Source organism: Yersinia sp. 1252 StPb PI (assembly GCF_048593885.1).
GTDB classification, from domain to species: domain Bacteria; phylum Pseudomonadota; class Gammaproteobacteria; order Enterobacterales; family Enterobacteriaceae; genus Yersinia; species Yersinia enterocolitica_E.
In genome coordinates this window covers 34,213-58,248 of the sequence record NZ_JAZGQE010000009.1, presented here as the reverse complement: position 1 = coordinate 58,248, position 24,036 = coordinate 34,213, and the positions used below count along the sequence as shown (strand labels likewise).

The window sequence follows — 24,036 nt, the reverse complement described above, 5'->3', positions numbered from 1 at the left end:
ATATTACACCAATCATCCATAACAATATTAAATGCAACATGATCAGCACAATAAAATAGGAGTATCTCTCACTTGAAAAAATGCCATTTAAAATGTTAGTGTTCTTTCCGGCTTATGCGGAAGTGTATTAACACGATTTTTAACACCCTCATCATCACCACAAAAGCCACAAGCATCATTAATCCCTTTCCAGTCGGATAAGGATTTTAAATATAACGGACTATCAGGTATTTAATAATGAAAAAGACGCTACTTTCTATGGTAACCATGGCAATATTAGCCACCAGCGTTAGTGCCAATGCTAATCTAGCAGCAAGTTTACAGTCTGGTATAAATAAGGCTCAAGTTCAAGGCATGCAGAATATGAATCAGTCTGATCAGAATGTCTATTTTAAACCTGCATTAACGAAAGAAATCACAGTTGAATTAGAAGTACCTAAAATAGTTAAATTTTCTAAGTCAAACGGTGATGATCTGACTTCGATTAAACTTAACATGGACGCCACCATGAGTTCATACAGTGCGACAGAGAACATCCGAGTAGAATCTAATGGCGACAGTAAAGTTCGTATTGGTCTTGGAAAACCATTTAATTTAGTGTCTAACAATGGTTCAAAAATACAATCCGACCCTGTTGTAATGTTAGGTGACAGGATGCTGAATGGAGCTGCTCATGTTGGGCTTGGTGGCGCCGCAATGTTCCCTTTAACTAACTCAGTACTGGATACCACTCTAAACATTAGCGTACGAAATAACGGACTTAAGTCTGCCGAAGTATACACTGGCACACTTAATCTTGTTATTGAAACGGCTGCTTAATTTAGTAAAAATATCATAGTTTCCTTATTTTTTACACATACAGTCAGGGGGTAAACTCCTGGCTGCATGCTCCTTTGAATCAAAAATATAACGTAATGGTATAGCTATAACCATAAAAATACATTGGTCAAATGGAAGGAGCATCTCGCCATAGTTAACAGTGGAATGGAATCCTATGACAGATAATTCAATAATTAATAAGGCCACTTTACTTTTGTTATTACTGGCTACAATTACTTCAGCACCGGCAGAAGAGATAACGATCGAACACTTAGTGCCTGCCGGTTTTTCCGCGGCGGAAGAAAACGACACACTACAATTATTGGGCATATTAGAGGGTAAAACATTACCCCGCCCATTTTTTTTCTCGGAAAAAAAACAGCAGTTAAGTTTTGATCAACAACAATATCGCAATAACCACATTGATGAAAAATCAATTATTTTATTAGAAAACATTTTACCCCAAATACCTTATTTGCAATGCAAGAATGGCTGCGATTATATCTTATCTAACCATCGCGTCACCGTAGATAAGGTCAATAATGTAGTAACGATAACCAATAACAGCAACCGTTATTTAATGCCCGTCACTACTTGGGGATTGGTCCATAATCAATCCTTTGACCTGCGTATGACCGCAGAAAATTACCGCGCTATTTCAGGCCGTGGGCAAGGATATATTGGTCTACCCTTGCAATCTTTTGGCTTTGCCAATTGGTTTTATAACACCACCCGTTCAAAGAGCAACTATCACACCACACATCAGGCTCAATATCAGCAGCAAACTCAAATGGGTATCGATAGTTGGTACTTGCAAAAGAACTTCCAGGCACTCTACCTACGGGCAGGTAGACAAAATAATCTGGATAACAGTGCTGGCAGCATTCATACCCTGATTAACCCTGCTTTAGACCAATTCGTGACGCTGGGCAGCCAAAGTTATTTAGCTATTGATAAGCCCTCCGCGGGCAGCTTAGTGCTATATGCCACCAGCGATGGCGATTTCGAAATCTATCGCGATAACCAACTTATCCGCCGAATCCCTGCTCAACTGGGCCGTAATGAAATTGATTACAACCAACTTCCCGGCGGCTATTACAACGTTGAGATCCGGTTAGTCGACCGTACAGGGAAAGTCGTCAGTCAGGAAAGCCAAACCATCAGTAATATCAGCACTCAAACCAATAATGGCTGGTTCCTGACTATGGGTAAAGGAATGGCGCGTAACCGTAGCTCTCCCCACCTGATGCAGTTTGGTCGCAGTATGAACCTGCAAAGCGTGCAAACGAATATCACGCTACTCAAAGATAGCGCTAGCCACTGGGCAGCAGAAGGGAGTATTTCGCGCCCCTACATTTTTTCTGATCTCGATCTTACCCCAACTCTGGGCGTGATGTCTGGCGAAAAACGTGATGGAGGCTATCTGCGCATCGCCGGTGGAAGTACCGCCCTGGGATATGCAGCGGTATCGCGCTATCAAACGCCAGATGTGTCTATATATGCACCAAACGCGGGTAGCACATCAGCTTCTTATAGTCGCCAATTGGGGCCAGTCCAACTTAGCTATCAATTCAATCAATTTAACACCAGCCAGCAACATCGTATCCAAGGCCGCTGGGATTGGCGTCGGCCACAATACAACCTTGCACTGTCCCTGGGTGTACAAAAAGGTGGGCAATGGAGCAACCAAAATAATTACGGTGTATTTTTGAATACCACGCTCTCATTTATCAAAAGCAGTGCCAGTATCAACAGTGCCTATGATCAGCAGCAGTTAGTTACCAGTGCCAGTTATCAAAAAGAGTTTAACGATAACTATGGCACCAGCACCTTGGGTGTTGATGGCAGTACCAGTGGGAAAACGTCCAGTATCGGCAGCTTTGCTTATCGCAGTGGCAGCCGTGGTGATGTATCGGCACGAATGGGAGTTGATAACAAGATAGCCAATGGCAGCATCAGTTATAGCGGCATGCTGGCTATCAGCCCGCAAGGTATGGCATTAGGTCGCAGCAGCTACAGCGGAACCGCATTACTGATAGAGACACCGGACTTGGCTGGCACGCCATATAGCTTCAATGCGGAAGGCCATCCGATAACCGGCGCGGGTACTTACGCTATACCGATTCCACGGTATCAGGACCGTTTCTTTGTGCAAACACATACCGAACGCAATGATCTGGATATGAATATTCAGCTACCCGTCAATATTGCTCGCGCCCATCCTGGGCAAGTATTTTCCAGTAAGGCCGATATCACATTGAACCTGCTTTACAGCGGTTTCCTCAAGGATGAGCACGGACAACCTGTTAGCGGGGTTATTCAGGAAACTGGTGATACCGTCCACCCCAATGGACTATTTTCTATTCACTCTCGTGCCAAGCTGAAAAATATTCAGGTTCAAAACAACTTAGCCCGTTACCGCTGCAATATGAGCCAGCAACGCGATCATATTTATCTTTGTCACTTGGATTAATACCAACAGGAATTGTTATGAAATATGCTTATTTACTCTTCACTCTCGCCTTCTTGTTGGCGCCGATTACCGCTACTTATGCGCAGTTAGTGGCTATCCCTACCCGTACCACAGTGGAATCACTGGACCAACACCGGACAATCCAGGTCTATAACAGCGGTGATAAGCCACTGTATCTGGATATCACACTACAACGAGTAGATAACCCCGGGGTGCATCCTGAACAGAAAACACTGATAAGTGATATCTCGCAGCCTGAAATGATTTTTAACCCCAACCGGATTACTTTAGGACCGAAACAGAAGCGTGATATTAAACTATTGCCCTTAAAATCTCCGACGCAGGAAACGCTGTATCGGCTGTATATCAACCCGGTAGTCGATATCAAAGCGGTCGGTCAGCATGAGGACAAAAGCAAAATCCATGCTCCTATGACCATCAGTATTGGTTATGGTGTGTTGATTCATCATGTGCCCCCTTTAACTGCACAGGTTCGTCACTGGCAGCATCAATGCTTGCCGGGCGGTCATCTCATGCTTACCTCCAGCGGCACAGTTCATAGCAAATTTGAGCAACTGAACTCCGGCGACAAGACAGATAGCCTGAATCTATATCCCGGAACCCCCATCACCCTGTCAACCAAACAACTCAGCGGTAAGGTAGATAATGAAACGTTTACTGTTCATTGCGGCTAGCCTCCTGCCGCCCTCGGTTTTCAGTGCCATAGATATTCAGCCACATGTGCTGGAAATAGAGCAGGAAAGTACGGTGGTGACAGTAACTAATTACGGTTTAGACCCTGAGTACGTGACAGTTCAACTGTACCAGCTTAATAACCCAGGCGAGTCGCCAGAACAAGAATCACTAACCTCGGTAGGCGAACAGCGACATCCCGCACTGTTTGCATTCCCAGCAAAACTGACTCTGGGACCAAAACAGAGTGGGAGAATATTTCTTAAAGCACTTAGCACGCCGGATAAAGAGCAGGTATATCGACTCGCAGTAGCACCGGTTAATAACCTGCAAGTTACCGGTGGCCATACTGCCGTGTTGGGGGTGCAGTTAAGTTATATGGGATTGGTCAGGCATCTGGCTGCATCACCGCAACCCCAGTGGGCACACCGCTGTCTTGACGGGGGGATAGTGTTGGAGAATACCGGTAACACCCGCCTACAGTGGCGTCAGTTGAAAACCCAGGAACAGGATATAGAGGACTTTAATCTCTATCCCGACCAGCATCGGCAGCTGGCGGTCAGTGATGTACGAGGAATGATCGAGGATAAGCCCTTCAACTTGCGATGTATCGCAGGGTAAAGATAAGGAACATTATGAATATCATAAAAATCGTCGCCCTATCCCTATTACTCCCCTCACAGGCAAGGGCAGATTCAATTCCTCTGGGGAATATCGATGTCAGATTAGAAGTGACAGCACACCCCAGGATCGAGGTTGAAAAGCCACAAGGGGGTTGGTATAGCAGTATAAAACTGGAAAGTAGCCCCGAAAATCACTTGCTGTATCAAAAGGAACTCCCAGTAGTCGTCAAGCTACGCAGGCAAGAAGGATTTCGAATTTCGGTGAAAAATCCACTGATACTGACTCGTCACTCTACTGTATTGACGGGAGCAGATCAGGCATTCTCCCCCGCGCAAGTGCGCTGGGGCACGGATCGCGCCAACCTGCGCGTGTTATCAGCCATCCCTGAGACATTCAACATAACCCAGGGTAGAACCCGCCAAACCAGTACCGACTATATATTACATATTTCAGCATTAGCGCCCAGTGGGCCAAATTCCGCAGGGAAATATCACGGGCAGCTAACATTAATATTTGAAACGAATAGCTGAAATAAATAACTGATAGTCATGGAGAGATAATCAAGTGAATGTTAAATACAGACTATTCCTTATGGGGCTATTATTGCTAATAATTCAGCCTATAGCTATGGCAAACCTCTATTTTTATCCCTACACCCAACAATACTCTAATTGCAAAATCAAACTAAACGCTGATGACAGCGTGGAGGTTTATTTTCGGGCGATGCTGAAAGATTTATATTCCTCATCAGGAACAATGGTAAATGGAAAACATATATTAGCCTGGGGAAAATTACTAAATATCCCAACTGATGAGATGAAAAATATCGGGTTACCTAACCGGCGTGCGCTCCTGTCACTTTATTTCTATAAAGCTGATGGCTCACGAGATTTCAGTATTCAATTTAATGATATCACTAATCTTTCGCTCAATGGCGAAGCGCCCTCAGATTCGAATGATAATACTCAGGAAATACTGTTCAACCGTGATCTCAAATCATCACCCTTTGACAAGAAGTATTACTATGTTTCATTCAAAGTTGCCGCACATGTCCTCAAGGATATCAGAATCGGTGCAACTGTAGGTGGTGCGATCCATTACAAAGGGCAATATCACTCATTGATGTCATCTACTGGCGTTTCCTTTGGTCAGAATGGCAAACAATGCACACTCTTTAATCCTCAGGCGAACGTGGCACCAGAAGCCTTTAAAATTGATCCTAAATTCCGTATGGACGCGAAAACATGGCAATTGAAGTCTTTCGATTTAGATGAATTACTTGAGAAAATTGGGCGCAGCGCTAAAGGGAAAAGCGTACACGCGCCATTGATTAATCCAGCAGGTAACCGTTTTTGTATCCGCTATCGCGCCACCGGGATTCAACGGACGCGTTATATGATTAGCGCCACCAACCGAAATGGATTAGCAGCAAACACTGCACATTTTCAGTTAAAGGAAGCTGAGAGTGATAAGACCATCGGTTATACCGTGGAATTTCAAAACCAAGCAGGTAATACGAAAAACTTTTTACTGCCAAAAGAGAAAAAGTTTATTCAGTTGAGAAATGATAATAACGGTGAGATGTGCTGGTCACCACGCATACGGCTTTATAATACCAAGACAACCGATAAAGGAAGTTATAGCGATACACTCAATTTCACTATTACACCACAGGCATGATGCCGAACAGCTAGAAGATAGCTTTATGATTAGCTAATAACTAAGGCCCGGAAACGGGCCTTCATAGATAATGAAAAACGACGATTTAACCGCCCAGATAAGCTGAACGCACGGCTTCATTAGCTAACAACGCAGCCCCCGTGTCTTCCAGAACAATACGACCATTCTCTAGTACATACCCACGATCTGCTAACTTCAAAGCCTGATTCGCATTCTGCTCAACGAGGAAAATAGTCATCCCTTCTTCTCGTAATTGTTGAATAGTATCAAATATTTGCAGAATAATTATCGGTGCTAATCCTAATGAAGGTTCATCCAGTAACAGTAATTTTGGCTGGCTCATCAGGGCACGGCCTATCGCCAACATCTGTTGCTCGCCACCAGACATGGTTCCTGCTCGCTGAGCCCGACGTTCAAATAATCGCGGGAACAAGTCGTAAACCCGTTCAATACGTTGCTGATATTGCTGACGATCAGCGAAAAATCCCCCCATCGCCAGATTTTCTTCAACCGTCATTCGGGAAAATACCCGTCGGCCTTCAGGAACAATCGCAATCGCCTCACGCATAATGCGTGCGGTCTGCCAATCCGTAATATTCTGCTCACCAAAAACAATACTGCCCTCGGTCGCACGCGGCTCACCACACAATGTCCCCAACAGTGTGGTTTTACCCGCACCGTTAGCACCAATCAGTGTAACGATCTCACCTTGTTGAATATGCAGGCTAACCTGATGCAATGCCTGAATTTTGCCGTAATGGGCAGAAACGTTATTAAATGACAACATGTTATGTTTATGCCTCGCCCACTTTTTATTTACCCAAAAATACTTTTACTTAAAAATAAGTTATTCGCCCAAATAGGCCCGGATCACATCTGGGTTATTACGGATTTCGCTGGGTGTGCCTTGTGCTAACGGCGTTCCCTGATTGACCACATAAATGCGATCAGAAATTCCCATCACCAGTTTCATATCATGTTCGATTAACAATACCGAGACTTGGTGTTGGTCACGTAACTCCATAATCAACTGATTCAGTTCATCAGTCTCTTTGGGGTTCAATCCCGCAGCGGGCTCATCTAACATCAATAGCTCAGGCCGAGTCACCATGCAGCGGGCAATTTCCAGACGACGCTGCTGGCCATAGGCCAAATTCCCCGCCTGTCGGTTTGCCAGCTCTAATAGGCCGACACGCTCCAACCAAGTGGCTGCACGCTCCAACGCGTCGGCCTCTGCTCGCCGAAAACCGGGGGTTTTCAGCAAACCGGCAAAAACCCCACTTTTAAGGTGCTGATGCTGAGCCACCAGCAGGTTCTCTACCACCGTCATTTCACGGAACAGACGCACATGCTGGAAAGTACGAATCACCCCCATTCGGGCAATCATCTGGCCGGGTAGCCCTTCAAGATGACGATCACGTAACTTAATCGTGCCGCCGGTCGGGCGGTAAAAACCGGTTAGGCAGTTAAAAATTGTGGTCTTACCTGCCCCATTAGGGCCAATCAGCGAGACAATCTCACCCTGATTGAGGGTCAGACCCACATTGTTCACCGCCAGTAACCCACCAAAACGCATGGACAGCCCTTCAACTGCTAACAAAGGTTGCGTATTCATATCTGCTCCCCTTTTTTAGCTTTTATCTCTGCGACTTTTAGCTTTAGCTGTGGCCGTTTCATTGGCAGCAACCCTTGTGGACGCCAAATCATCATCAGTACCATCAATGCACCTAACAGCAACATACTGTAAGCATTGAGGTCACGCATTAATTCCCGCGAAACCACCAGCAATACCGCCGCCAGGATGACCGCGAACTGCGACCCCATGCCACCTAACACCACAATCGCTAGCACGAAAGCCGATTCAACAAAGGTGAAGGATTCAGGACTAACGAAACCCTGTCGGGCGGCAAACAAAGTACCGGCAAAACCAGCAAACGCGGCACTGATAGTAAATGCAGTCAGCTTGATTTTGGTTGGGCTAAGGCCCAATGAGCGGCAGGCGATTTCATCTTCACGCAATGCTTCCCATGCTCGGCCCAGCGGCATACGCAGCAGTCGATTGATCACAAACAAGGTCAGGATCACTAATAACAACGCCACCATATACAAGAAAATGATACGGTCACTAGGATCATAAGTCAGGCCAAAGAAGTTGTGGAAAGTATCCCAACCGCCATCCTTCGCAGTGCGGCTGAACTCTAAACCAAACAGTGTTGGTTTTGGAATTTGGCTAATCCCATTCGGCCCACCAGTGATTTCCGTATTATTGAGCAGCAAAATACGCACAATTTCACCGAAACCCAAAGTGACAATCGCCAGGTAATCCCCCCGCAAGCGTAATACCGGGAAGCCCAACAAGAAGCCAGACAGTGCTGCGACTATGCCAGCCAGCGGTAAACTCTCCCAAAAACCTAAACCGTAATAGTGATTCAACAGCGCATAGGTATAGGCACCAATGGCATAGAATCCACCGTAGCCTAGTACCAACAGGCCAGACAGCCCCACGACAACGTTCAATCCCAACCCCAACATGACATAAATCAACGTCAGGGTCGCAATATCCACTGAACCTCTGGAGACCAGGAACGGCCAGGCGATTGCGGCGATAATAATTGCTGCGGCTAATAGTTTTTGACGGGGGGTGGTGCCATCAAAACTAGGCAATACCCATGCCGGACCAGAGACTTTTTTAATACCTTGCTGGATGTACGGGCGCACCAGTTGGAAGAAAAACACCACGATACAACCCGCGCCAATCCACAGCCAGCGGACTTCTGCCGCCCCTTGCACAATGAGTTTGGTGCCGTCTAACTGCAACTGCAAACCCATTACAAACGAGGCGAGGACGAAGAGCACAAAACTGGAAATAATGGCATTAACAAAGTTGAGTTGTTTCATACTTTTTCAACCTCTGGACGGCCTAAGATCCCAGTAGGCATAACAAGCAGCACCACAATCAGCAATGCGAATGAAACTGCATCTTTGTATTCAGTGCTTAGATAAGCAGAAGTTAATGCTTCAGCCACACCCAGAATCAAGCCACCGATCATCGCGCCAGGAATACTACCAATGCCACCTAATACGGCTGCGGTGAAGGCTTTCATACCGGCCATAAAACCAATATATGGGTTGATAACCCCATAGAACTGGCCAAGTAATACCCCTGCCACGGCGGCCATCAATGCCCCGATAACAAAGGTCAGCGAGATAACCCGGTCAGTATTAATACCCAGCAGGCTCGCCATTTTTAAGTCTTCAGCACAGGCACGGCAGGCACGCCCCATACGGGAATAGCGGATAAATAAGGTTAATGCCAGCATCGCCAAGAAAGTAACTACCCAGATGGTCAGTTGCATGGTGCTTATGGTCGCGGCAAACCCATTGGTTTCTGCCAAAGTCCATTGCCCGGTAACCAAACTCGGTAGTGCTAAATCCCGTGAGCCTTGCGTCAAGCTGACGTAGTTTTGCAGGAAGATTGACATCCCAATCGCCGAGATCAGTGCAATCAAACGCTTGGAGCTACGAACCGGCTTATAGGCCACCCGTTCAATACTCCAGCCATAAGCACTGGCGATCACGATAGAGACGAGAAAAGCAGAGCCGATCAATAACCAGCTAGCGTCGATCCCCATCATCATCAATGCGGCGATCACGATAAACGAAACGTAGCTGCCGATCATATACACTTCGCCGTGAGCAAAGTTGATCATGCCGATAATGCCGTACACCATGGTATAACCAATGGCGATCAGCGCATACGTGCTGCCCAACGTAACACCGTTGAACATCTGTTGCAGAAAATAAAGAAACTGCTCTGACATACCCTAACCCTTTGATTCACTTGCCTGGCTGCCCTAGCCAACTGCGCCAAATCTACTGTGTGCAGAGAGGAAAATCCCCCCGAAACATGGGGGGATGCAGTTGGTAAAAGGGGCCGGGTTGCTGCGGGAGCAACCCTACAACTTGATGATTCTAATATTATTGTTATTTGACCGCAGTTGAAGAACCATCTGCGTGCCATTCAAAAATACCGAATTCAAACCCTTTCAAATCGCCTTTTTCATCCCAACTCAATGGCCCCATCACTGTTTCAACCGGCTTACCAGTTTTCAGATCTTTGACCAAATCAGCCGGCTCTTGGCTGCCGCTACGTTCCATTGCCGTGGTTAGCGATTGCAATGCAGCATAGGTTGTCCAAACAAACGGACCGGTTGGGTCAAGTTTCTTCGCTTTCAGCGCATCAACAATAGGCTGGTTAGTTGGCACCTGATCATAACGTTTCGGTAATGTCACCAGCATGCCTTCAGAAGCGTCACCAGCGATATTAGATAGTGAGGAGTTACCAACACCCTCTGGCCCCATAAAGCGAGCTGTCAGACCTGCTTGCTTCGCCTGACGCAGGATCTGACCCATCTCTGGGTAGTAACCACCAAAGTAGACGAAATCGACATTCTCTTTCTTCAGACGAGCCACCAACGTAGAGAAATCTTTATCACCCGCGGTCACGCCTTCAAACAGCACCACTTCGGTACCTTGCTTTTTCAAGCTGTCACGTACAGAACGCGCCAAGCCTTCACCGTACTGCTGCTTATCATGTACCACTGCAATACGTTTAGGCTTAATAGTCTCAATGATATATTTGGCAGCGGTTGGGCCTTGATCAGAATCCAAACCGGTGGTGCGCATGATCATTTTGTAACCACGCGTGGTCAGATCGGCATTGGTTGCAGCAGGAGTGATCATAATCACGCCTTCATCTTCATAAATGTCTGAGGCAGGCTGAGTTGAAGAAGAGCACAGATGGCCGATAACATAACGAATACCGTCGTTAATGACTTTGTTGGCAACGGCGACAGCTTGTTTCGGGTCGCAGGCATCATCGTATTCCACGCCAACCAGTTTATCGCCTTTGATTCCACCTTTGGCATTGATATCAGCAATAGCCTGACGTGCGCCGGTAAATTCCATGTCACCATATTGGGCAACCGGGCCTGACATCGCGCCAACAATGGCGACTTTAATGTCTTTAGCCAGTACAGAGTGGCTCATCACCATTGCTATACACCCAGCCAGCAACACTTTACCTTTTGTTAATTTCATCCGCGAATTCCCCATCTGTCATTGTGAACGTGCTTGTTGTGTCGGTCTTAACGTTTTATCGAATGTAACGTTTTATTCATAAGTAATAATGATTTAGTCTCAAAAGTAATAGATTTTTCTAATAAGACTTTATTTTTCATGTCATTAAACAGGAGTTTTATGCTGTAAATCAACTAAGACAAGCAGAAACAAGCGGTGTAAACAGCATAAAATTAGGATTAAATTGAATGGGTTTTACTCAAATGATAGTGGGTTGTGCTGGTTATGTGATCTTTTACTCCGGTAAAACTCGGAAAATGCAGTAGCGAAAAAACATTTTCCGCCGTGAACGTACAGAAAAACTTACACAACGCTCTGGTCTGTGATCTAGTACAATAAACCACAGCCCCATTACCCTTACTTTTTTGTGGTCTCTCGACGATGAAACTGACTATTGAACGATTAACAACCCTTACTCATCAGGATCTTATCGATTTAGCGAAGATCTGGCCTGAACAACAGCCAACGCTCTGGCAGCAGTGGATTAACGATGGTAAGCCGCTGTTTGGCGCGCGTTTTAACGAGCGTCTATTAGGTGCAGTCAAAATCACGGTGAATGGTCAGCAGGCTGAGTTTCAGGATTTGTATGTCAGAGAGGTGACTCGTCGCCGTGGCGTGGGATTATATTTGATTGAAGAAACGCAGCGTCAGTTACCGACAGTACAGCACTGGCAACTTAAGGATGAGCAGGTTATAGCCGAACAACATGAGGCGATGGATGGTTTTATGCACGCCTGTGGTTTTAGCCGTGGCACACAAGGCTGGCACAAATAGCCAGTATCAATAAAATAGCGATCTCAGCTCATTTGATTTTGCTAGATAAAACGGGTTTTGCTAAATAAATTTTGTTGATGGAGAGTGCCAAAAAAGCAAAAGGGCGACATTAATAAATAATATCGCCCTTCATGTTACGCCATATCCCGTTTATAGCTAACATCGCAGTAGTGTTTAACTGCAATGCTAATGGTTTTGGGTATATGTATTAGGCTTCAATCGCCATGCGTAATTTTTTCATCGCGTTCTTTTCAAGCTGACGCACACGTTCAGCAGATACACCGTACTGATCGGCCAGCTCCTGCAACGTTGACTTGTTGTCATCGTCCAACCAACGGGCGCGAATAATATGCTGGCTCCGCTCGTCCAATCCTTCCAACGCATAAGACAGTTTATCTGCCGCATGGTTATCCCAGTTATCCTCTTCAATGCCATCAGCAAAATCAGAGGTTTTATCCTGTAAATACAGGACCGGCGCCATAGATTGGCCATCACGTGCTTCGTCATCTGGAGATGGATCAAATGTCATATCCTGTGCGGACATGCGTGATTCCATCTCGCGAACATCTTTACTGGTCACACCCAGTTCTTTGGCAACCAGCTCGACTTCATCCTGATTAAACCAACCCAGACGCTGCTTGGTTTTACGCAGGTTGAAGAACAATTTACGCTGAGCTTTAGTGGTTGCGACTTTGACAATTCGCCAGTTACGCAGAACATATTCGTGAATTTCTGCTTTGATCCAATGTACCGCAAAGGACACCAGACGTACCCCGACTTCAGGGTTAAAACGGCGAACTGCTTTCATCAAGCCAATATTACCTTCCTGAATAAGGTCAGCCTGCGGCAAACCATACCCGGAATAGTTGCGGGCAACATGAGCGACAAAGCGCAGGTGAGACAGGATAAGCTGTTTAGCCGCTCCCAGATCGCCCTGGTAATGCAGCCGTTCAGCCAGCTCCCGTTCTTCCTCTGCGGTCAGCATCGGATAGGCGTTGGCGGCCCGAATATAGGCTTCCAGACTACCTTGGGGTACTAAGGCTAAAGTTTGCATTTCTTTGGTCATTCAAAACCCTCTCATTGCATGTTTAGTGCAGTTTTGTCTCAGCGCAGATATTTTAGCATCTGCTTAAACAGATTCAAGCGCTGGGCACATTATCATTTCACTGTGTTGTTGGACTGGTTATTGCCGTAAAAGTTCATACCAGATCACACTTTTTGACTCTGGATCTTAGCAGATAACCGGTCAAGCGGATCAGGAAGTGTAGATGGAATTCACTACAGCAAACACCTCTTTCCCTGCTTTAGTTCAACACCGCAGGGAAAGAGTATAACAAACATTCTTTACTGCGGTGTAAATCGACGTAAATGTTGGACCGTTGCCAGCCACGCTGCAATCCAGCCGATCATGGCAGAGATCAATACCAGCAACAGGCACTCATCCCAGCTCAAGCCATGTAAGGTAAATTGGGTACCGAACACCGCTGCCACCTGCGTAACCACCGAGCCAAGCTTCCATACCAGCCCTTCTGATAGGATCAGAGATAACACCGCACCACCAAATCCCAGCATTGCCCCGCCGTTCAGGAACGGTCGCAGAATGAACCCATCCGTTGCACCAATCAACTTCATAACATTGATAGTATCGCGGCGGCTAAAGATACTCAGACGCACACTGTTACCAATTACCAGGAACACGGCAACCACCATCAAAACACCAATCATGGCCGCGACCTGCCCGACCAGGCCTGTCAGCGCGGCCAAACGGGCAAACCAGCTATCATCCATGCGGACTTCAGCCACCCCTTCCACCTTACTAACCCGATCACGCAGGGTATCCAGCGTCCCTGAGCTTTGGAAATCCAATTTAGGGGTGATGATGGCAACCGCGGGCAGCGGATTTTCTTCCAGCATATCCAGCGCTCCACCAAAACCGGACCAGTTGCGGAACTCACCCATCGCTTCTTCCCGCGACAGATAATTAACCTTCTCCACACCTGCTTCCGCTTTCAACGTAGTCACCACGTTCTCAGCTGCGTTATCGTCCAGTGCTTTATCTAAATAGACCGTCAGTTGTGGGGTTGGATACCATTGATCTGCCGCCTGACTGACGTTCTTCCACACGATATAGCATACGCTTGGCAGTGTTAACGAAATGGCAATCACCATCACCGTTAACAGTGTCGCCAGTGGTTGGCGCATCATATCGGCAATGGCATTAACCCACGAATAGCGCCACTGTTCACGCCAACCGCCTTTTAGCGCTTTGGTTTTTGCTTTCTGTGCGTTATTCGCCATGATGCGCTCCTAACATCCGCCCCTGACTCAATGTCAGAATCGGGTAGCGCCGCCGGGCAATCAACGACGTATCGTGGGTTGCCATCAACACGGTAACGCCCACACGGTTAAATTCTTCAAACAAACGCAAAATACCTTCGGATAATGCATCGTCCAGGTTACCCGTCGGTTCATCAGCCAGTAATACTGCCGGTTTATTCACTACCGCCCGAGCAATGCCTACACGCTGTTGCTCACCGCCGGAAAGTTGAATTGGGAAGTTTTTCGCCTTATCCAACAACCCTACTTTATCCAGAGCTGCGGATACTCTGCGGCGAATATCTTCAGTGCTGGCACCAGCAATAATCAATGGCATAGCGACATTGTCATATACCGTTCTGTCCAACAACAGGTGATGATCCTGGAAGATCATCCCGATCTGGCGACGCAGGAAAGGTACTTCTCGGTTTTTCAAGCGACTGATATCGTGACCACCAAACCATATATGACCGGCACTGGGGCGCTCGATACCACAAATCAGTTTCAGCAGGGTGCTTTTCCCTGCACCGGAATGGCCGGTCAGAAACGCCATTTCCGCTGGGCGCAGATGAAAATCGACCCCTTGGAGCGCCTGTCGTCCGCCCAGATAAGCTTTACTGACCTGTTCAAAGCGAATCATCCGTATTAGTCCTCTCGGGCAAAAAGAGCCTCAATAAAATCGTCAGCCTTAAATGGCCGCAAATCTTCTATACCTTCCCCAACACCGATATAACGGATTGGGATTCCGAACTGATCTGCGATGGCAAAAATCACCCCGCCCTTGGCGGTACCATCCAGTTTAGTCAGGGTAATTCCGGTCAGACCGACTGCTTCATTAAACAGTTTCGCCTGACTCACCGCATTTTGTCCGGTACTGGCATCTAACGTCAGCATAACCTCATGGGGGGCGTCGCCGTCCAGCTTTTTCATCACTCGGACAATCTTCTTCAACTCTTCCATCAGGTGGGCTTTATTTTGTAAACGCCCGGCAGTGTCCGCCAGCAGCACATCAATACCTCGGGCTTTCGCTGCCTGAATAGCATCGAAAATCACCGAAGCAGAGTCTGCACCGGTATGCTGTGCCACCACGGCAATCTTGTTACGATCCCCCCAAACTTGCAGTTGTTCTACCGCAGCCGCGCGGAAAGTATCACCCGCCGCCAGCATGACAGATTTACCTTCAGCCTGGAATTGGCGTGCCAGTTTCCCGATGGTGGTAGTTTTCCCCACACCATTAACGCCAACCATTAGGATAACAAAGGGATTTTTGCCACTGACATCCAATGGCTTGTCTACTTTAGACAGAATTTCAGACATTTCCTCTTTAAGCTTGCCATATAACGCTTCGGCATCTTTTAGCTGCTTACGACTGGCATGTTCGGTTAGAGAGGTAATAATTTTACGGGTAGTTTCGACGCCAACGTCGGCGATCAGGAGCTGTTCTTCTAATTCTTCAAACAGATCGTCGTCGATTTTCTTACCACTGAACAGCCCCATAAAACCGGAGCCAAGATTCTGCTTGGTTTTAAGTAAGCTGCGTTTTAAACGAGCAAAAAAACCTTCTTTGGTTGGGCGTTCTTGTTCCTGAACCGCTACCGGCACAATTTCGTTTACCGCTTCAAGCTCTGTTTGTGACTCAAATTCTTCTTCAATTACTGCTGTTTCGCCGCTAACCTCGACCCACGGTTCTTCCACAATAGCTTGTGGCGCAGAGACATCGAGAACCAGGTTATCTTCTGTCAATGGCAGTTCTGGCGCACTGACGGTGCCTTCATCCCATTGAGCAACATTATCGTCTTCATTCTCATGTTGTGAGAAATGATGTTGTAAATACTGAGGATCAGAAGAGAAATCTATCGGTTCCTCAACTCCTTGCGCTGTAGGGTCTACATCCAGCTCAGGCAGAATTTCAGCCGCGGCTTCACTGACAACGGCGCTATCCCATTCACCCGGTGCGGCAGTGACATGCTCTTCTAGCTCAACAGGCGGATGCTCAGATACTATCTCAATCTGTTTCTCACTGATGGCTTGCTCTTCAGCATGCTCAGCAACACCTTCTTTTTCAGTAGCCAATGGCTCTGTTGGTTGTTCTTCATTCTGACGGCCAAGGCCCAGCCAGGAAAAAAAACCACGTTTTTTTTCTTTTGCCATTTGCGACTACACTCCTCGCGGTTTAATCATGGCTTTACCCTTATGACTTCGGGTTTGCATAAATAAGATAATAGTTTGCAAGTCTATCACTTTCCCCTGAACAGCAACACGCGCACGATGCTGGTTTCTATTGTGAATTCAGTCAACAAAGGTTTAACGTTTCCCCCACACAGCAGTCGTAGGTAGAATAGCGATTAACTCTTTTATTCAGCGCTGCAATACTGGCTCAACTTTCAAGCAAAGCAATCTATGGCAAAACGACCTACAACACGATCGACAACCCAACGGCCTAGCGCAAAACCGGCAGCACATCAGGCAGCGGGGCAGATCCGCATCATTGGTGGCAAATGGCGAGGCCGTAAATTGCCCGTGCCTGATAGCCCAGGGCTACGCCCAACCACTGACCGGGTCAGAGAGACACTGTTTAACTGGCTGGCACCGATGATTCAGGGTGCCCGGTGTCTGGATTGCTTTGCGGGCAGCGGCGCATTGGGGCTGGAAGCGCTATCCCGTTATGCCGGTGCAGCCATATTATTAGAAGCCGATCGGCATGTCGCCAAGCAACTTGGCAGCAATCTGGCATTATTGAGTGCCAAGAATGGTCAAGTAGTGAATACCAATTCTTTGCAGTGGCTGGCTCAACCGGGGCAGCCTTTTGATCTGGTATTCCTTGATCCCCCTTTCCGTAAAGGCTTGTTAGCTGAAACCATCACACTGCTGGAGCAATATAACTGGCTGGCAGAACAGGCTTGGATTTACGTTGAAGCAGAGGCTGAAAGTGCCGCTGCGGATGTTCCCGGCAGTTGGCAGTTACATCGCGAGAAAATTGCCGGTCAAGTGGCCTATCGTCTCTATATTCGTAATGAACAGACTCACCAACACGCTGTATCAGCGGAAGAACTGGAGCAACACCATGTGGATTAATCTCGGCCGGTTATTGATGTTAGGGGTATGGTTTTTCTTACTGCTAAACCTGTTCCAACCCTTCCCTAAACCATTGAGATACTTTATTAATGTCGCCATGATATTTATGGTTTTGATGCATGGTTTGCAACTGGTTCTACTCAAATCCACACAACCTAAAGATCAACCGATCAGTGGCTTACAGCAACTTAAAATCTTTGTGTTCGGTGTCTTTGAATTACTGGCCTGGCAAAAGAAGCAACCATCACTGCCTAAAAAATAAACTTATCTGCCGCCTGCAACTTCAAGTCTATTGGATATACCTTGGTTGTAGCGGCAAATTGTTGATTGCAGGCTGACTTATTTGGCGACAGATTTAGTCGGGGACTGACGTCGGGGTAAAACCAATATAGCGGGAGCCTTGTAAACGTAACGTTCCCTGTGCGCCTTGTACAATAGTATTGTACGCCTGCTGTGGCAGTATCATTTTGATTTCACGGTTACTTTTCACCTCAATACTACTGATAAGCGGCTGGAAAGTAACTTCATAGCGTTTTTCTTCTGCAACAATTTCTTCGCGCTGCCGTGAGCGACGATTGGGCGCTAATACTTCTCGTTTATTAATGACTTCAACGTGTAAATTGCGCACCAGCGCTCGGTCATTTTCTGTATCCTGCCGTTTTTTTTGCCAATACTGACGGGTCGCCAATACGGCTATCAGTACCACCACAGCAATCAATAATAACGGAGGTTTATTCATACACTATCCATCAGGACTTATTGCCCGGCAGATAGGGGAAACTCATCACATTACTGCCCAATTCAGAGATCCGAGCGCTGCCCTTTTCCGTTACGGCATCGATACGAATCACCGAATGAAGAGGAATATAGCTGCGGTTAACACCTGAAAATTCTGTTTTCAGTTTTTCAGTTGAAGGGTCCACCAGCAATGTTGATTGACTATCAAAGACAAAATCAGCAATTTCAATAAACCCAAACAAGTTACTCGGGCCTACCTCACGGACATAGAGCTGATAATTCTTACCGTTATTTATAAATTGAATACGATAAAGCAATTGTTCATTGGCCATGGCGCTACTGCCTCTATCCCTTGATTTAGCGAAAGGAAATTGGCCTTAACATAACATGTGGACCAAACAACACCAAGATCTCCGCTGGCGGATGGTGCCGCTAAATCTGATTATGCGGACTGTTACGCATTAAGTGGCACAAATCATGCAAATCACAATAGCGTCGCTATCGCTCTTGGCTTCCATCCCTTACACTTGATGAATGTATACTCGGAGTCATTAGCATTACGGATTATCATTACAACACAGGTACTTTCACTGAAACCTGCATAGAAAAAAGGATAAATAATGAGCTGGCCATTCCTTGCCGTATTTTTTTCTGGTTGGTTGTTTGTTGATGCAACTTACCGAGGCCCACGCTGGCAGCGTTGGGTATTCAAACCTGTCACCCTGTTACTTTTACTGTTACTTGCCTGGCAAGCACCTATTCTTGGTCCTGTCGGCTATCTCATTGTCTTGGGCTTACTTGCGACTCTGGTAGCTGATGCATTATTACTGCTACCCAGTGAGCGCTTACTTTATGCTCTGGGCGCATTCTTCCTTTCCCATTTACTCTATACCATCAGTTTTGCCAGCCAGATGACATTCACGCTGTTCTGGCCTCTTCCGTTGGTTTTGATCGTGATTGGCGCATTACTGATAGCCACTATCTGGACACGGCTGGAAGATATGCGCTGGCCAGTGATCGCTTTCGTTGGCATGACGTTACTGATGGTCTGGATGGCGGGCGAGCAATACTTTGCCCGCAGTACAGATTTAAGCTTCTCTCTGCTGGCGGGTACGGTGTTACTGCTGGTTTCGCATAGCATTTGGCTACTGAATCGCTATCGTTTTTCATTCCGGGCTTCAGATGCAATTGTCGCTGGCTGCTACTTTGTCGGGCATTTCCTGATTGTCCGGTCGCTGTATTTGTAATTAAATCAGTACCGCAATACGTTTTTAGCCGTTTGAGCTGCGTGCTCCACCAAAGGGGCACGCATTTCAATGCGCTGGATACGCTCACTTTAGTCATACCCTGCCATGTAGCAAAAATCCCATTTAGCAATTACTCTCATTTCCCTCTTGACTCTGGAGTTGACTCCAAGGTGTAGAGTGCTGCAATACCTGTTACATGCTTTCCAGGAGGCACCATGCATTCACATTCTGAACATCAGCATCCAACGGATACACACAACAACTGTGGCTGTGGTCACACTCATGCCAAACAACAAACCGGTTGCAGCAGCCAGAAAACAACCAGTGCCAGCAATGACAGCCCAGACTCAGTGAGTGAACACTCACATAATGATGGGGGTTGCTGTAGTCAGGGCCAAAGTGATGAGGGTGATGACGAAAGTGACATACTCGCGCCAGCGGTACCTTCAGATAGCCAGCGCTTCAGTTGGCAGGTCAAAGGGATGGACTGCCCAAGCTGTGCCCGAAAAATTGAAAATGCCGTCAGTAATCTGGTCGGGATTGAAAATGTAAAAGTCCTCTTTGCCACAGAAAAATTAGTGGTTGATGCACGCACAGATATTCGCCCTCAAGTCGTGAATGCAGTCACTCAGGCTGGATTCACTCTGGTCGATACCCAATCAAGCGCAGGAAGTAAAGCCGCCGCGCCAGAATCACGCCTGCGCGAATACTTACCTATCGCATTATTAACCACACTGATGCTTATCAGTTGGGGGATCTCGTTATTCAGCCTTGAACTAAGTGAGTTTGCCTTCACTGCAACCACCATTGTCGGGCTGATCCCGATCACCGCCAAAGCCTGGAAGCTTATCCGCTCTGGGACTCCCTTCGCCATTGAAACCTTGATGAGCGTGGCAGCTATCGGGGCGATGTTTATTGGCGCAACCGCTGAAGCGGCCATGGTATTACTGCTGTTTATGGTCGGCGAACTGCTCGAATCTTATGCCGCAAACCGTGCACGCCGTGGGGTAACTGCCCTGATGGCACTGGTGCCAGAAGAGGCACTGTTGTTAAAAGACGGTGAGCGTAGGCAGGTTCCTGTCGCCAGTTTGCGCCCCGGCGATATCATCGAAATCTCGCCCGGTGGCCGCTTACCCGCAGATGCCGAATTAATGACCCCTTTTGCCAGTTTCGATGAAAGCGCCCTCACCGGAGAATCTATCCCTGTTGAGCGTCAGCAAGGCGAAAAAGTTGCGGCCGGGAGCTTATCGGTCGATCGCGCCACTGAAATGCGAGTTATCTCAGAACCGGGCAATAATGCTATTGACCGTATTCTGCAACTAATTGAATTAGCAGAAGAACGCCGTGCACCCATTGAGCGTTTCATTGACCGCTTCAGTCGTATTTATACGCCAGCGATCATGCTGCTTTCAGCGCTGGTCATGTTAGTACCGCCTTTGGCTTTCGCCGAACCTTGGGAAACCTGGCTGTACCGCGGCCTGACACTATTACTGATAGGTTGCCCATGTGCGTTGGTTATCTCCACACCTGCGGCAATTACATCTGCATTAGCGGCGGCAACCCGCCGTGGTGCATTGATCAAAGGGGGAGCAGCACTGGAGCAGTTGGGCCGAATTCAAACGGTTGCCTTTGACAAAACCGGCACCCTGACCGAGGGCAAACCTAAAGTTACCGATATTCTGCCTATATCCGGTGTGAGTGAAACCCGCCTGTTAGCATTGGCCGCCGCCGTTGAAGCTGGTTCCCACCATCCGTTAGCGATCGCTATTATGCAACGCGCACAGCAAAACACCCCAATATTGCCACTGGCGAGTGAGCGTCGAGCTCTGGCGGGGGTGGGCGTTGAAGGTGTGGTTAATGGTCTGACGGTGCGCGTCAGCGCCCCCAGTAAGTTGCCCCCACAGTTATTGACTGCTGAGTGGCAAACACAGCTCGACCAGTTGGAAAGCAGCGGTAAAACAGCCGTCGCCGTGCTGGAAGATGAAACGCTAATTGGTTTATTGGCATTACGTGACACGTTACGAACTGATGCCAGACAAGCCATTGATGCGCTGAAGAAGTTAGGTATTCAGGGGGTGATGCTCACTGGCGATAATCCACGAGCCGCAGCGGCAATTGCCGGTGAATTGGGGATTGATTACCGCGCCGGATTACTGCCCGCCGATAAAGTGCAAGCGGTTATGGCATTGAATGCGGCACAACCTACGGTGATGGTCGGTGATGGCATCAATGATGCTCCGGCGATGAAAGCAGCCAGTATTGGTATTGCCATGGGCAGTGGCACCGATGTGGCATTGGAAACAGCCGATGCCGCGTTGACCCACAACCGGTTAACCGGATTAGCAGAAATTATTCTGTTATCACGGGCGGCCAACGCCAATATCCGCCAGAACATTACTATCGCACTGGGCCTAAAGGGAATCTTCCTGGTTACCACACTACTGGGGTTAACCGGTCTCTGGTTGGCAGTATTAGCAGATTCCGGTGCTACCGCCTTAGTAACAGCCAATGCGTTACGGCTACTGCGCAAGCGGGATGTTTGAATCAAGCATCGGTTCTGATAATTGGGGCAGAGGCGGGTGTTACTGCGCTTTTGCCCCTTTCTTGACCAAATACCGATACGGCGTCTGCCCGGTATCTTGTGCCAACAACTGATGGTCCATAAAACGGCAAAAACCAGGAATATCGCGGGTGGTGGCAGGGTCGTCAGCAATAATCAGTAGAGTTTGGCCATCTTCCATGTGCCGGACCGTTTTTCGCACCATCATCACCGGCTCAGGGCAGCGCAGGCCCAGTGCATCAAGTGTTTTGTCTGGATTGGCAAAAATATCGGTCATGGTGAGTCTCTTGTTGGTCGTTATGGGTTTGCTAGCAGTATAAAGATAAAATATAAGCCTGTGTGCGAAGGCGGATAGTTTACCCCGTCGATTTTTAGGCGCAAGCGACGCTAACGTTTGCGTTAAAATTAGCCATTGCATTCGTTGCGCAAACGCGTATTATGCCGCCGCGTCGCAGAAATTGCGGCACATTCTGTTTGGGTTCCCTCACCCCAATAACCAAAAAGGTCACATTTATGTTTTCGTTTACTGCCCAACAGCGGATGACCGCTTTGGTATGGCTGTCGCTATTCCATATTGTCATCATTACCTCCAGCAACTACCTGGTGCAATTACCGATCGCTATCTTCGGTTTTCATACCACCTGGGGCGCTTTTACTTTTCCGTTTATCTTCCTTGCCACTGACCTGACTGTGCGGATTTTTGGTGCTCCTTTGGCGCGCCGGATCATTCTGTCGGTTATGGTGCCAGCGTTGCTGATTTCATATCTGATTTCAGCCCTGTTTTATCAGGGGAGTTGGCAGGGGTTACCGGCATTAACCAGCTTTAATTTGGTGGTAGCCCGTATCGCGATTGCCAGCTTTATGGCCTATGTACTCGGCCAGATTCTGGATGTTCAGGTATTTAACCGCCTGCGTCAGCGCAGTGCCTGGTGGGTTGCCCCTACTGCTGCCATGTTCTTTGGCAATATCAGTGACACCATGGCGTTCTTCTTTATTGCGTTCTATCGCAGTACTGACCCATTTATGGCTGCAAACTGGGTAGAAATCGCTTTAGTGGATTATAGCTTTAAGCTACTGATCTGCATGTTGTTCTTCCTACCCGCCTATGGCGTGATGCTCAATGTATTGCTGAAATATTTTGCCCGACAAACCGAACAGCAAGCACTAAAGCAGGCTACTGCCACTGAACAATAGATTGCTTTTAGCGTCTGAATAAGGTGCGATAAGGCTATACCCAGATTAGTTGGCGTTGCAGGGGTGTCACTAACCCCCTGTAAGTTCAAGTAACAAGGGGATATTAATCATCAATAAAGGGATTCCCATGCATAAAATAACCAAATTTCTTGCTGTCGGTCTGTTGGTTGCAGGATTAAGTGCTTGTGATGGCAACAGCAATAGTAACGTGGGCCAACCGGTCAGCCTGCTGGAAGGCAAAGTGGCCTTCAGCTTGCCGGCAGACTTGTCTGATCAAAGCGGAAAGATGGGCAATCAAGCGAATAACATGCACGTTTACGCCAATAAAACCGGCGATAAAGCAGTTATCGTGATTTTAGGTGATAACACCAATGAAGAACTGGAAGTGCTGACAACGCGTTTAGCAGACCAGCAACGCGCCCGTGATGCTAACCTGCAAGTCGTCACCAATAAAGCCATTAAAATTGACGGACAACCGTTCCAGCAGTTAGATAGCATTATTACCAGTGGCGGCCAGAAAGCCTATTCGTCCGTGTTGATGGGTAAAGTCGATAACCATTTGATGACAATACAAATTACGCTGCCCGCAGATAATCAGCAGCAAGCTCAGACTGAAGCCGAATCGATTATTAGCACGCTCAAGCTAAAATAGTATTCCTTAACAGAGCGCGGCTCATCAGCGCTCTGCCTGCATTATCCTATTC

General features: G+C 47.4%; 25 protein-coding genes. 13 read left to right on the top strand and 12 right to left on the bottom strand.

Annotated features, from left to right (window positions below; translation table 11 throughout):
• Nucleotides 1-237: 237 nt before the first annotated feature.
• The 6 genes from V2A85_RS02790 to V2A85_RS02765 all read left to right on the top strand — a co-directional run bounded on the left by V2A85_RS02790 (nucleotide 238) and on the right by V2A85_RS02765 (nucleotide 6,289).
• The gene (locus V2A85_RS02790; protein WP_420070860.1) at nucleotides 238-819 is read left to right on the top strand and encodes a CS1 type fimbrial major subunit; all 582 of its coding nucleotides are present in this window, start codon (nucleotides 238-240) and stop codon (nucleotides 817-819) included.
• A 175-nt stretch (nucleotides 820-994) separates the two neighbouring features.
• Nucleotides 995-3,292 carry a TcfC E-set like domain-containing protein gene (locus V2A85_RS02785; RefSeq protein WP_372560045.1) on the top strand — a complete coding sequence of 766 codons (2,298 nt, stop codon included), beginning with the start codon at nucleotides 995-997 and terminating at the stop codon, nucleotides 3,290-3,292.
• Nucleotides 3,293-3,309: 17 nt separating this feature from the next.
• Nucleotides 3,310-3,987, top strand: a complete 678-nt coding sequence (locus V2A85_RS02780) for a pilus assembly protein (protein WP_372560046.1) — start codon at nucleotides 3,310-3,312, stop codon at nucleotides 3,985-3,987.
• Nucleotides 3,959-4,606: a hypothetical protein gene (locus tag V2A85_RS02775; protein ID WP_372560047.1), complete on the top strand. Its 648-nt coding sequence runs from the start codon at nucleotides 3,959-3,961 to the stop codon at nucleotides 4,604-4,606. The genes V2A85_RS02780 and V2A85_RS02775 overlap by 29 nt, the downstream gene beginning before the upstream one ends.
• 14 nt (nucleotides 4,607-4,620) lie before the next feature.
• A complete protein-coding gene (locus tag V2A85_RS02770; protein WP_420070859.1) occupies nucleotides 4,621-5,139 on the top strand; it encodes a fimbrial protein in 519 nt (172 codons plus the stop codon).
• A 34-nt stretch (nucleotides 5,140-5,173) separates the two neighbouring features.
• On the top strand, nucleotides 5,174-6,289 hold the full coding sequence (locus V2A85_RS02765; protein WP_420070858.1) for a hypothetical protein: 1,116 nt from the start codon (nucleotides 5,174-5,176) through the stop codon (nucleotides 6,287-6,289).
• 85 nt (nucleotides 6,290-6,374) lie between these two features.
• Here V2A85_RS02765 and livF read toward each other — a convergent pair whose 3' ends face one another.
• The 5 genes from livF to V2A85_RS02740 form a co-directional block, all read right to left on the bottom strand.
• The gene (livF, locus tag V2A85_RS02760) at nucleotides 6,375-7,076 is read right to left on the bottom strand and encodes a high-affinity branched-chain amino acid ABC transporter ATP-binding protein LivF (protein WP_083161973.1); all 702 of its coding nucleotides are present in this window, start codon (nucleotides 7,074-7,076) and stop codon (nucleotides 6,375-6,377) included.
• Nucleotides 7,077-7,136: 60 nt separating this feature from the next.
• On the bottom strand, nucleotides 7,137-7,904 hold the full coding sequence (livG, locus tag V2A85_RS02755) for a high-affinity branched-chain amino acid ABC transporter ATP-binding protein LivG (protein ID WP_083161971.1): 768 nt from the start codon (nucleotides 7,902-7,904) through the stop codon (nucleotides 7,137-7,139).
• The gene (locus V2A85_RS02750) at nucleotides 7,901-9,187 is read right to left on the bottom strand and encodes a high-affinity branched-chain amino acid ABC transporter permease LivM (protein ID WP_372560050.1); all 1,287 of its coding nucleotides are present in this window, start codon (nucleotides 9,185-9,187) and stop codon (nucleotides 7,901-7,903) included. Before V2A85_RS02750 ends, livG begins: the two co-directional genes overlap by 4 nt.
• Nucleotides 9,184-10,110, bottom strand: a complete 927-nt coding sequence (gene livH, locus V2A85_RS02745; RefSeq protein WP_083161967.1) for a high-affinity branched-chain amino acid ABC transporter permease LivH — start codon at nucleotides 10,108-10,110, stop codon at nucleotides 9,184-9,186. Before livH ends, V2A85_RS02750 begins: the two co-directional genes overlap by 4 nt.
• A 163-nt stretch (nucleotides 10,111-10,273) precedes the next feature.
• Nucleotides 10,274-11,389: a branched-chain amino acid ABC transporter substrate-binding protein gene (locus V2A85_RS02740; protein WP_420070857.1), complete on the bottom strand. Its 1,116-nt coding sequence runs from the start codon at nucleotides 11,387-11,389 to the stop codon at nucleotides 10,274-10,276.
• Nucleotides 11,390-11,809: 420 nt separating this feature from the next.
• On the opposite strand from V2A85_RS02740, the gene panM reads away from it, so the two are divergent.
• Nucleotides 11,810-12,202 carry an aspartate 1-decarboxylase autocleavage activator PanM gene (gene panM, locus V2A85_RS02735; RefSeq protein WP_083161963.1) on the top strand — a complete coding sequence of 131 codons (393 nt, stop codon included), beginning with the start codon at nucleotides 11,810-11,812 and terminating at the stop codon, nucleotides 12,200-12,202.
• A gap of 208 nt (nucleotides 12,203-12,410) precedes the next feature.
• Here panM and rpoH read toward each other — a convergent pair whose 3' ends face one another.
• From rpoH to ftsY, 4 genes are all read right to left on the bottom strand, one after another.
• Nucleotides 12,411-13,268 (bottom strand): RNA polymerase sigma factor RpoH, encoded by an 858-nt coding sequence (rpoH, locus tag V2A85_RS02730; protein ID WP_004391342.1) that lies wholly within the window; start codon nucleotides 13,266-13,268, stop codon nucleotides 12,411-12,413.
• Between the two features lie 278 nt (nucleotides 13,269-13,546).
• On the bottom strand, nucleotides 13,547-14,500 hold the full coding sequence (gene ftsX, locus V2A85_RS02725; RefSeq protein ID WP_083161961.1) for a permease-like cell division protein FtsX: 954 nt from the start codon (nucleotides 14,498-14,500) through the stop codon (nucleotides 13,547-13,549).
• Entirely contained in the window at nucleotides 14,490-15,158 is a 669-nt protein-coding gene (gene ftsE / locus V2A85_RS02720; protein WP_019213191.1) for a cell division ATP-binding protein FtsE, read from the bottom strand. Before ftsE ends, ftsX begins: the two co-directional genes overlap by 11 nt.
• A gap of 5 nt (nucleotides 15,159-15,163) precedes the next feature.
• Nucleotides 15,164-16,669, bottom strand: a complete 1,506-nt coding sequence (gene ftsY, locus V2A85_RS02715) for a signal recognition particle-docking protein FtsY (protein ID WP_420070856.1) — start codon at nucleotides 16,667-16,669, stop codon at nucleotides 15,164-15,166.
• 249 nt (nucleotides 16,670-16,918) lie between these two features.
• Here ftsY and rsmD point away from each other — a divergent pair, with 249 nt between their 5' ends.
• Both rsmD and V2A85_RS02705 read left to right on the top strand, forming a co-directional pair.
• Nucleotides 16,919-17,593, top strand: a complete 675-nt coding sequence (gene rsmD / locus V2A85_RS02710; protein ID WP_420070855.1) for a 16S rRNA (guanine(966)-N(2))-methyltransferase — start codon at nucleotides 16,919-16,921, stop codon at nucleotides 17,591-17,593.
• On the top strand, nucleotides 17,583-17,855 hold the full coding sequence (locus V2A85_RS02705) for a DUF1145 family protein (protein WP_032906890.1): 273 nt from the start codon (nucleotides 17,583-17,585) through the stop codon (nucleotides 17,853-17,855). Before rsmD ends, V2A85_RS02705 begins: the two co-directional genes overlap by 11 nt.
• A 93-nt stretch (nucleotides 17,856-17,948) precedes the next feature.
• Here V2A85_RS02705 and V2A85_RS02700 read toward each other — a convergent pair whose 3' ends face one another.
• Nucleotides 17,949-18,332: a DUF2500 domain-containing protein gene (locus V2A85_RS02700; protein ID WP_420070854.1), complete on the bottom strand. Its 384-nt coding sequence runs from the start codon at nucleotides 18,330-18,332 to the stop codon at nucleotides 17,949-17,951.
• A gap of 10 nt (nucleotides 18,333-18,342) precedes the next feature.
• Entirely contained in the window at nucleotides 18,343-18,663 is a 321-nt protein-coding gene (locus tag V2A85_RS02695; RefSeq protein ID WP_083161953.1) for a DUF1820 family protein, read from the bottom strand.
• Between the two features lie 288 nt (nucleotides 18,664-18,951).
• On the opposite strand from V2A85_RS02695, the gene V2A85_RS02690 reads away from it, so the two are divergent.
• Both V2A85_RS02690 and V2A85_RS02685 read left to right on the top strand, forming a co-directional pair.
• Nucleotides 18,952-19,578, top strand: a complete 627-nt coding sequence (locus V2A85_RS02690; RefSeq protein WP_083161950.1) for a lysoplasmalogenase — start codon at nucleotides 18,952-18,954, stop codon at nucleotides 19,576-19,578.
• A 215-nt stretch (nucleotides 19,579-19,793) separates the two neighbouring features.
• Nucleotides 19,794-22,121 carry a zinc/cadmium/mercury/lead-transporting ATPase gene (locus V2A85_RS02685; RefSeq protein ID WP_420070853.1) on the top strand — a complete coding sequence of 776 codons (2,328 nt, stop codon included), beginning with the start codon at nucleotides 19,794-19,796 and terminating at the stop codon, nucleotides 22,119-22,121.
• Nucleotides 22,122-22,160: 39 nt separating this feature from the next.
• Here the strand turns inward: V2A85_RS02685 and tusA are convergent, their stop codons facing one another.
• Nucleotides 22,161-22,415, bottom strand: a complete 255-nt coding sequence (gene tusA, locus V2A85_RS02680) for a sulfurtransferase TusA (protein ID WP_372560055.1) — start codon at nucleotides 22,413-22,415, stop codon at nucleotides 22,161-22,163.
• Between the two features lie 236 nt (nucleotides 22,416-22,651).
• On the opposite strand from tusA, the gene V2A85_RS02675 reads away from it, so the two are divergent.
• Together V2A85_RS02675 and V2A85_RS02670 are read left to right on the top strand one after the other, a co-directional pair.
• On the top strand, nucleotides 22,652-23,332 hold the full coding sequence (locus V2A85_RS02675; protein ID WP_372560056.1) for a 7-cyano-7-deazaguanine/7-aminomethyl-7-deazaguanine transporter: 681 nt from the start codon (nucleotides 22,652-22,654) through the stop codon (nucleotides 23,330-23,332).
• 127 nt (nucleotides 23,333-23,459) lie between these two features.
• A complete protein-coding gene (locus V2A85_RS02670) occupies nucleotides 23,460-23,984 on the top strand; it encodes a DcrB family lipoprotein (RefSeq protein WP_083161941.1) in 525 nt (174 codons plus the stop codon).
• The last annotated feature ends 52 nt before the right edge of the window (nucleotides 23,985-24,036 follow it).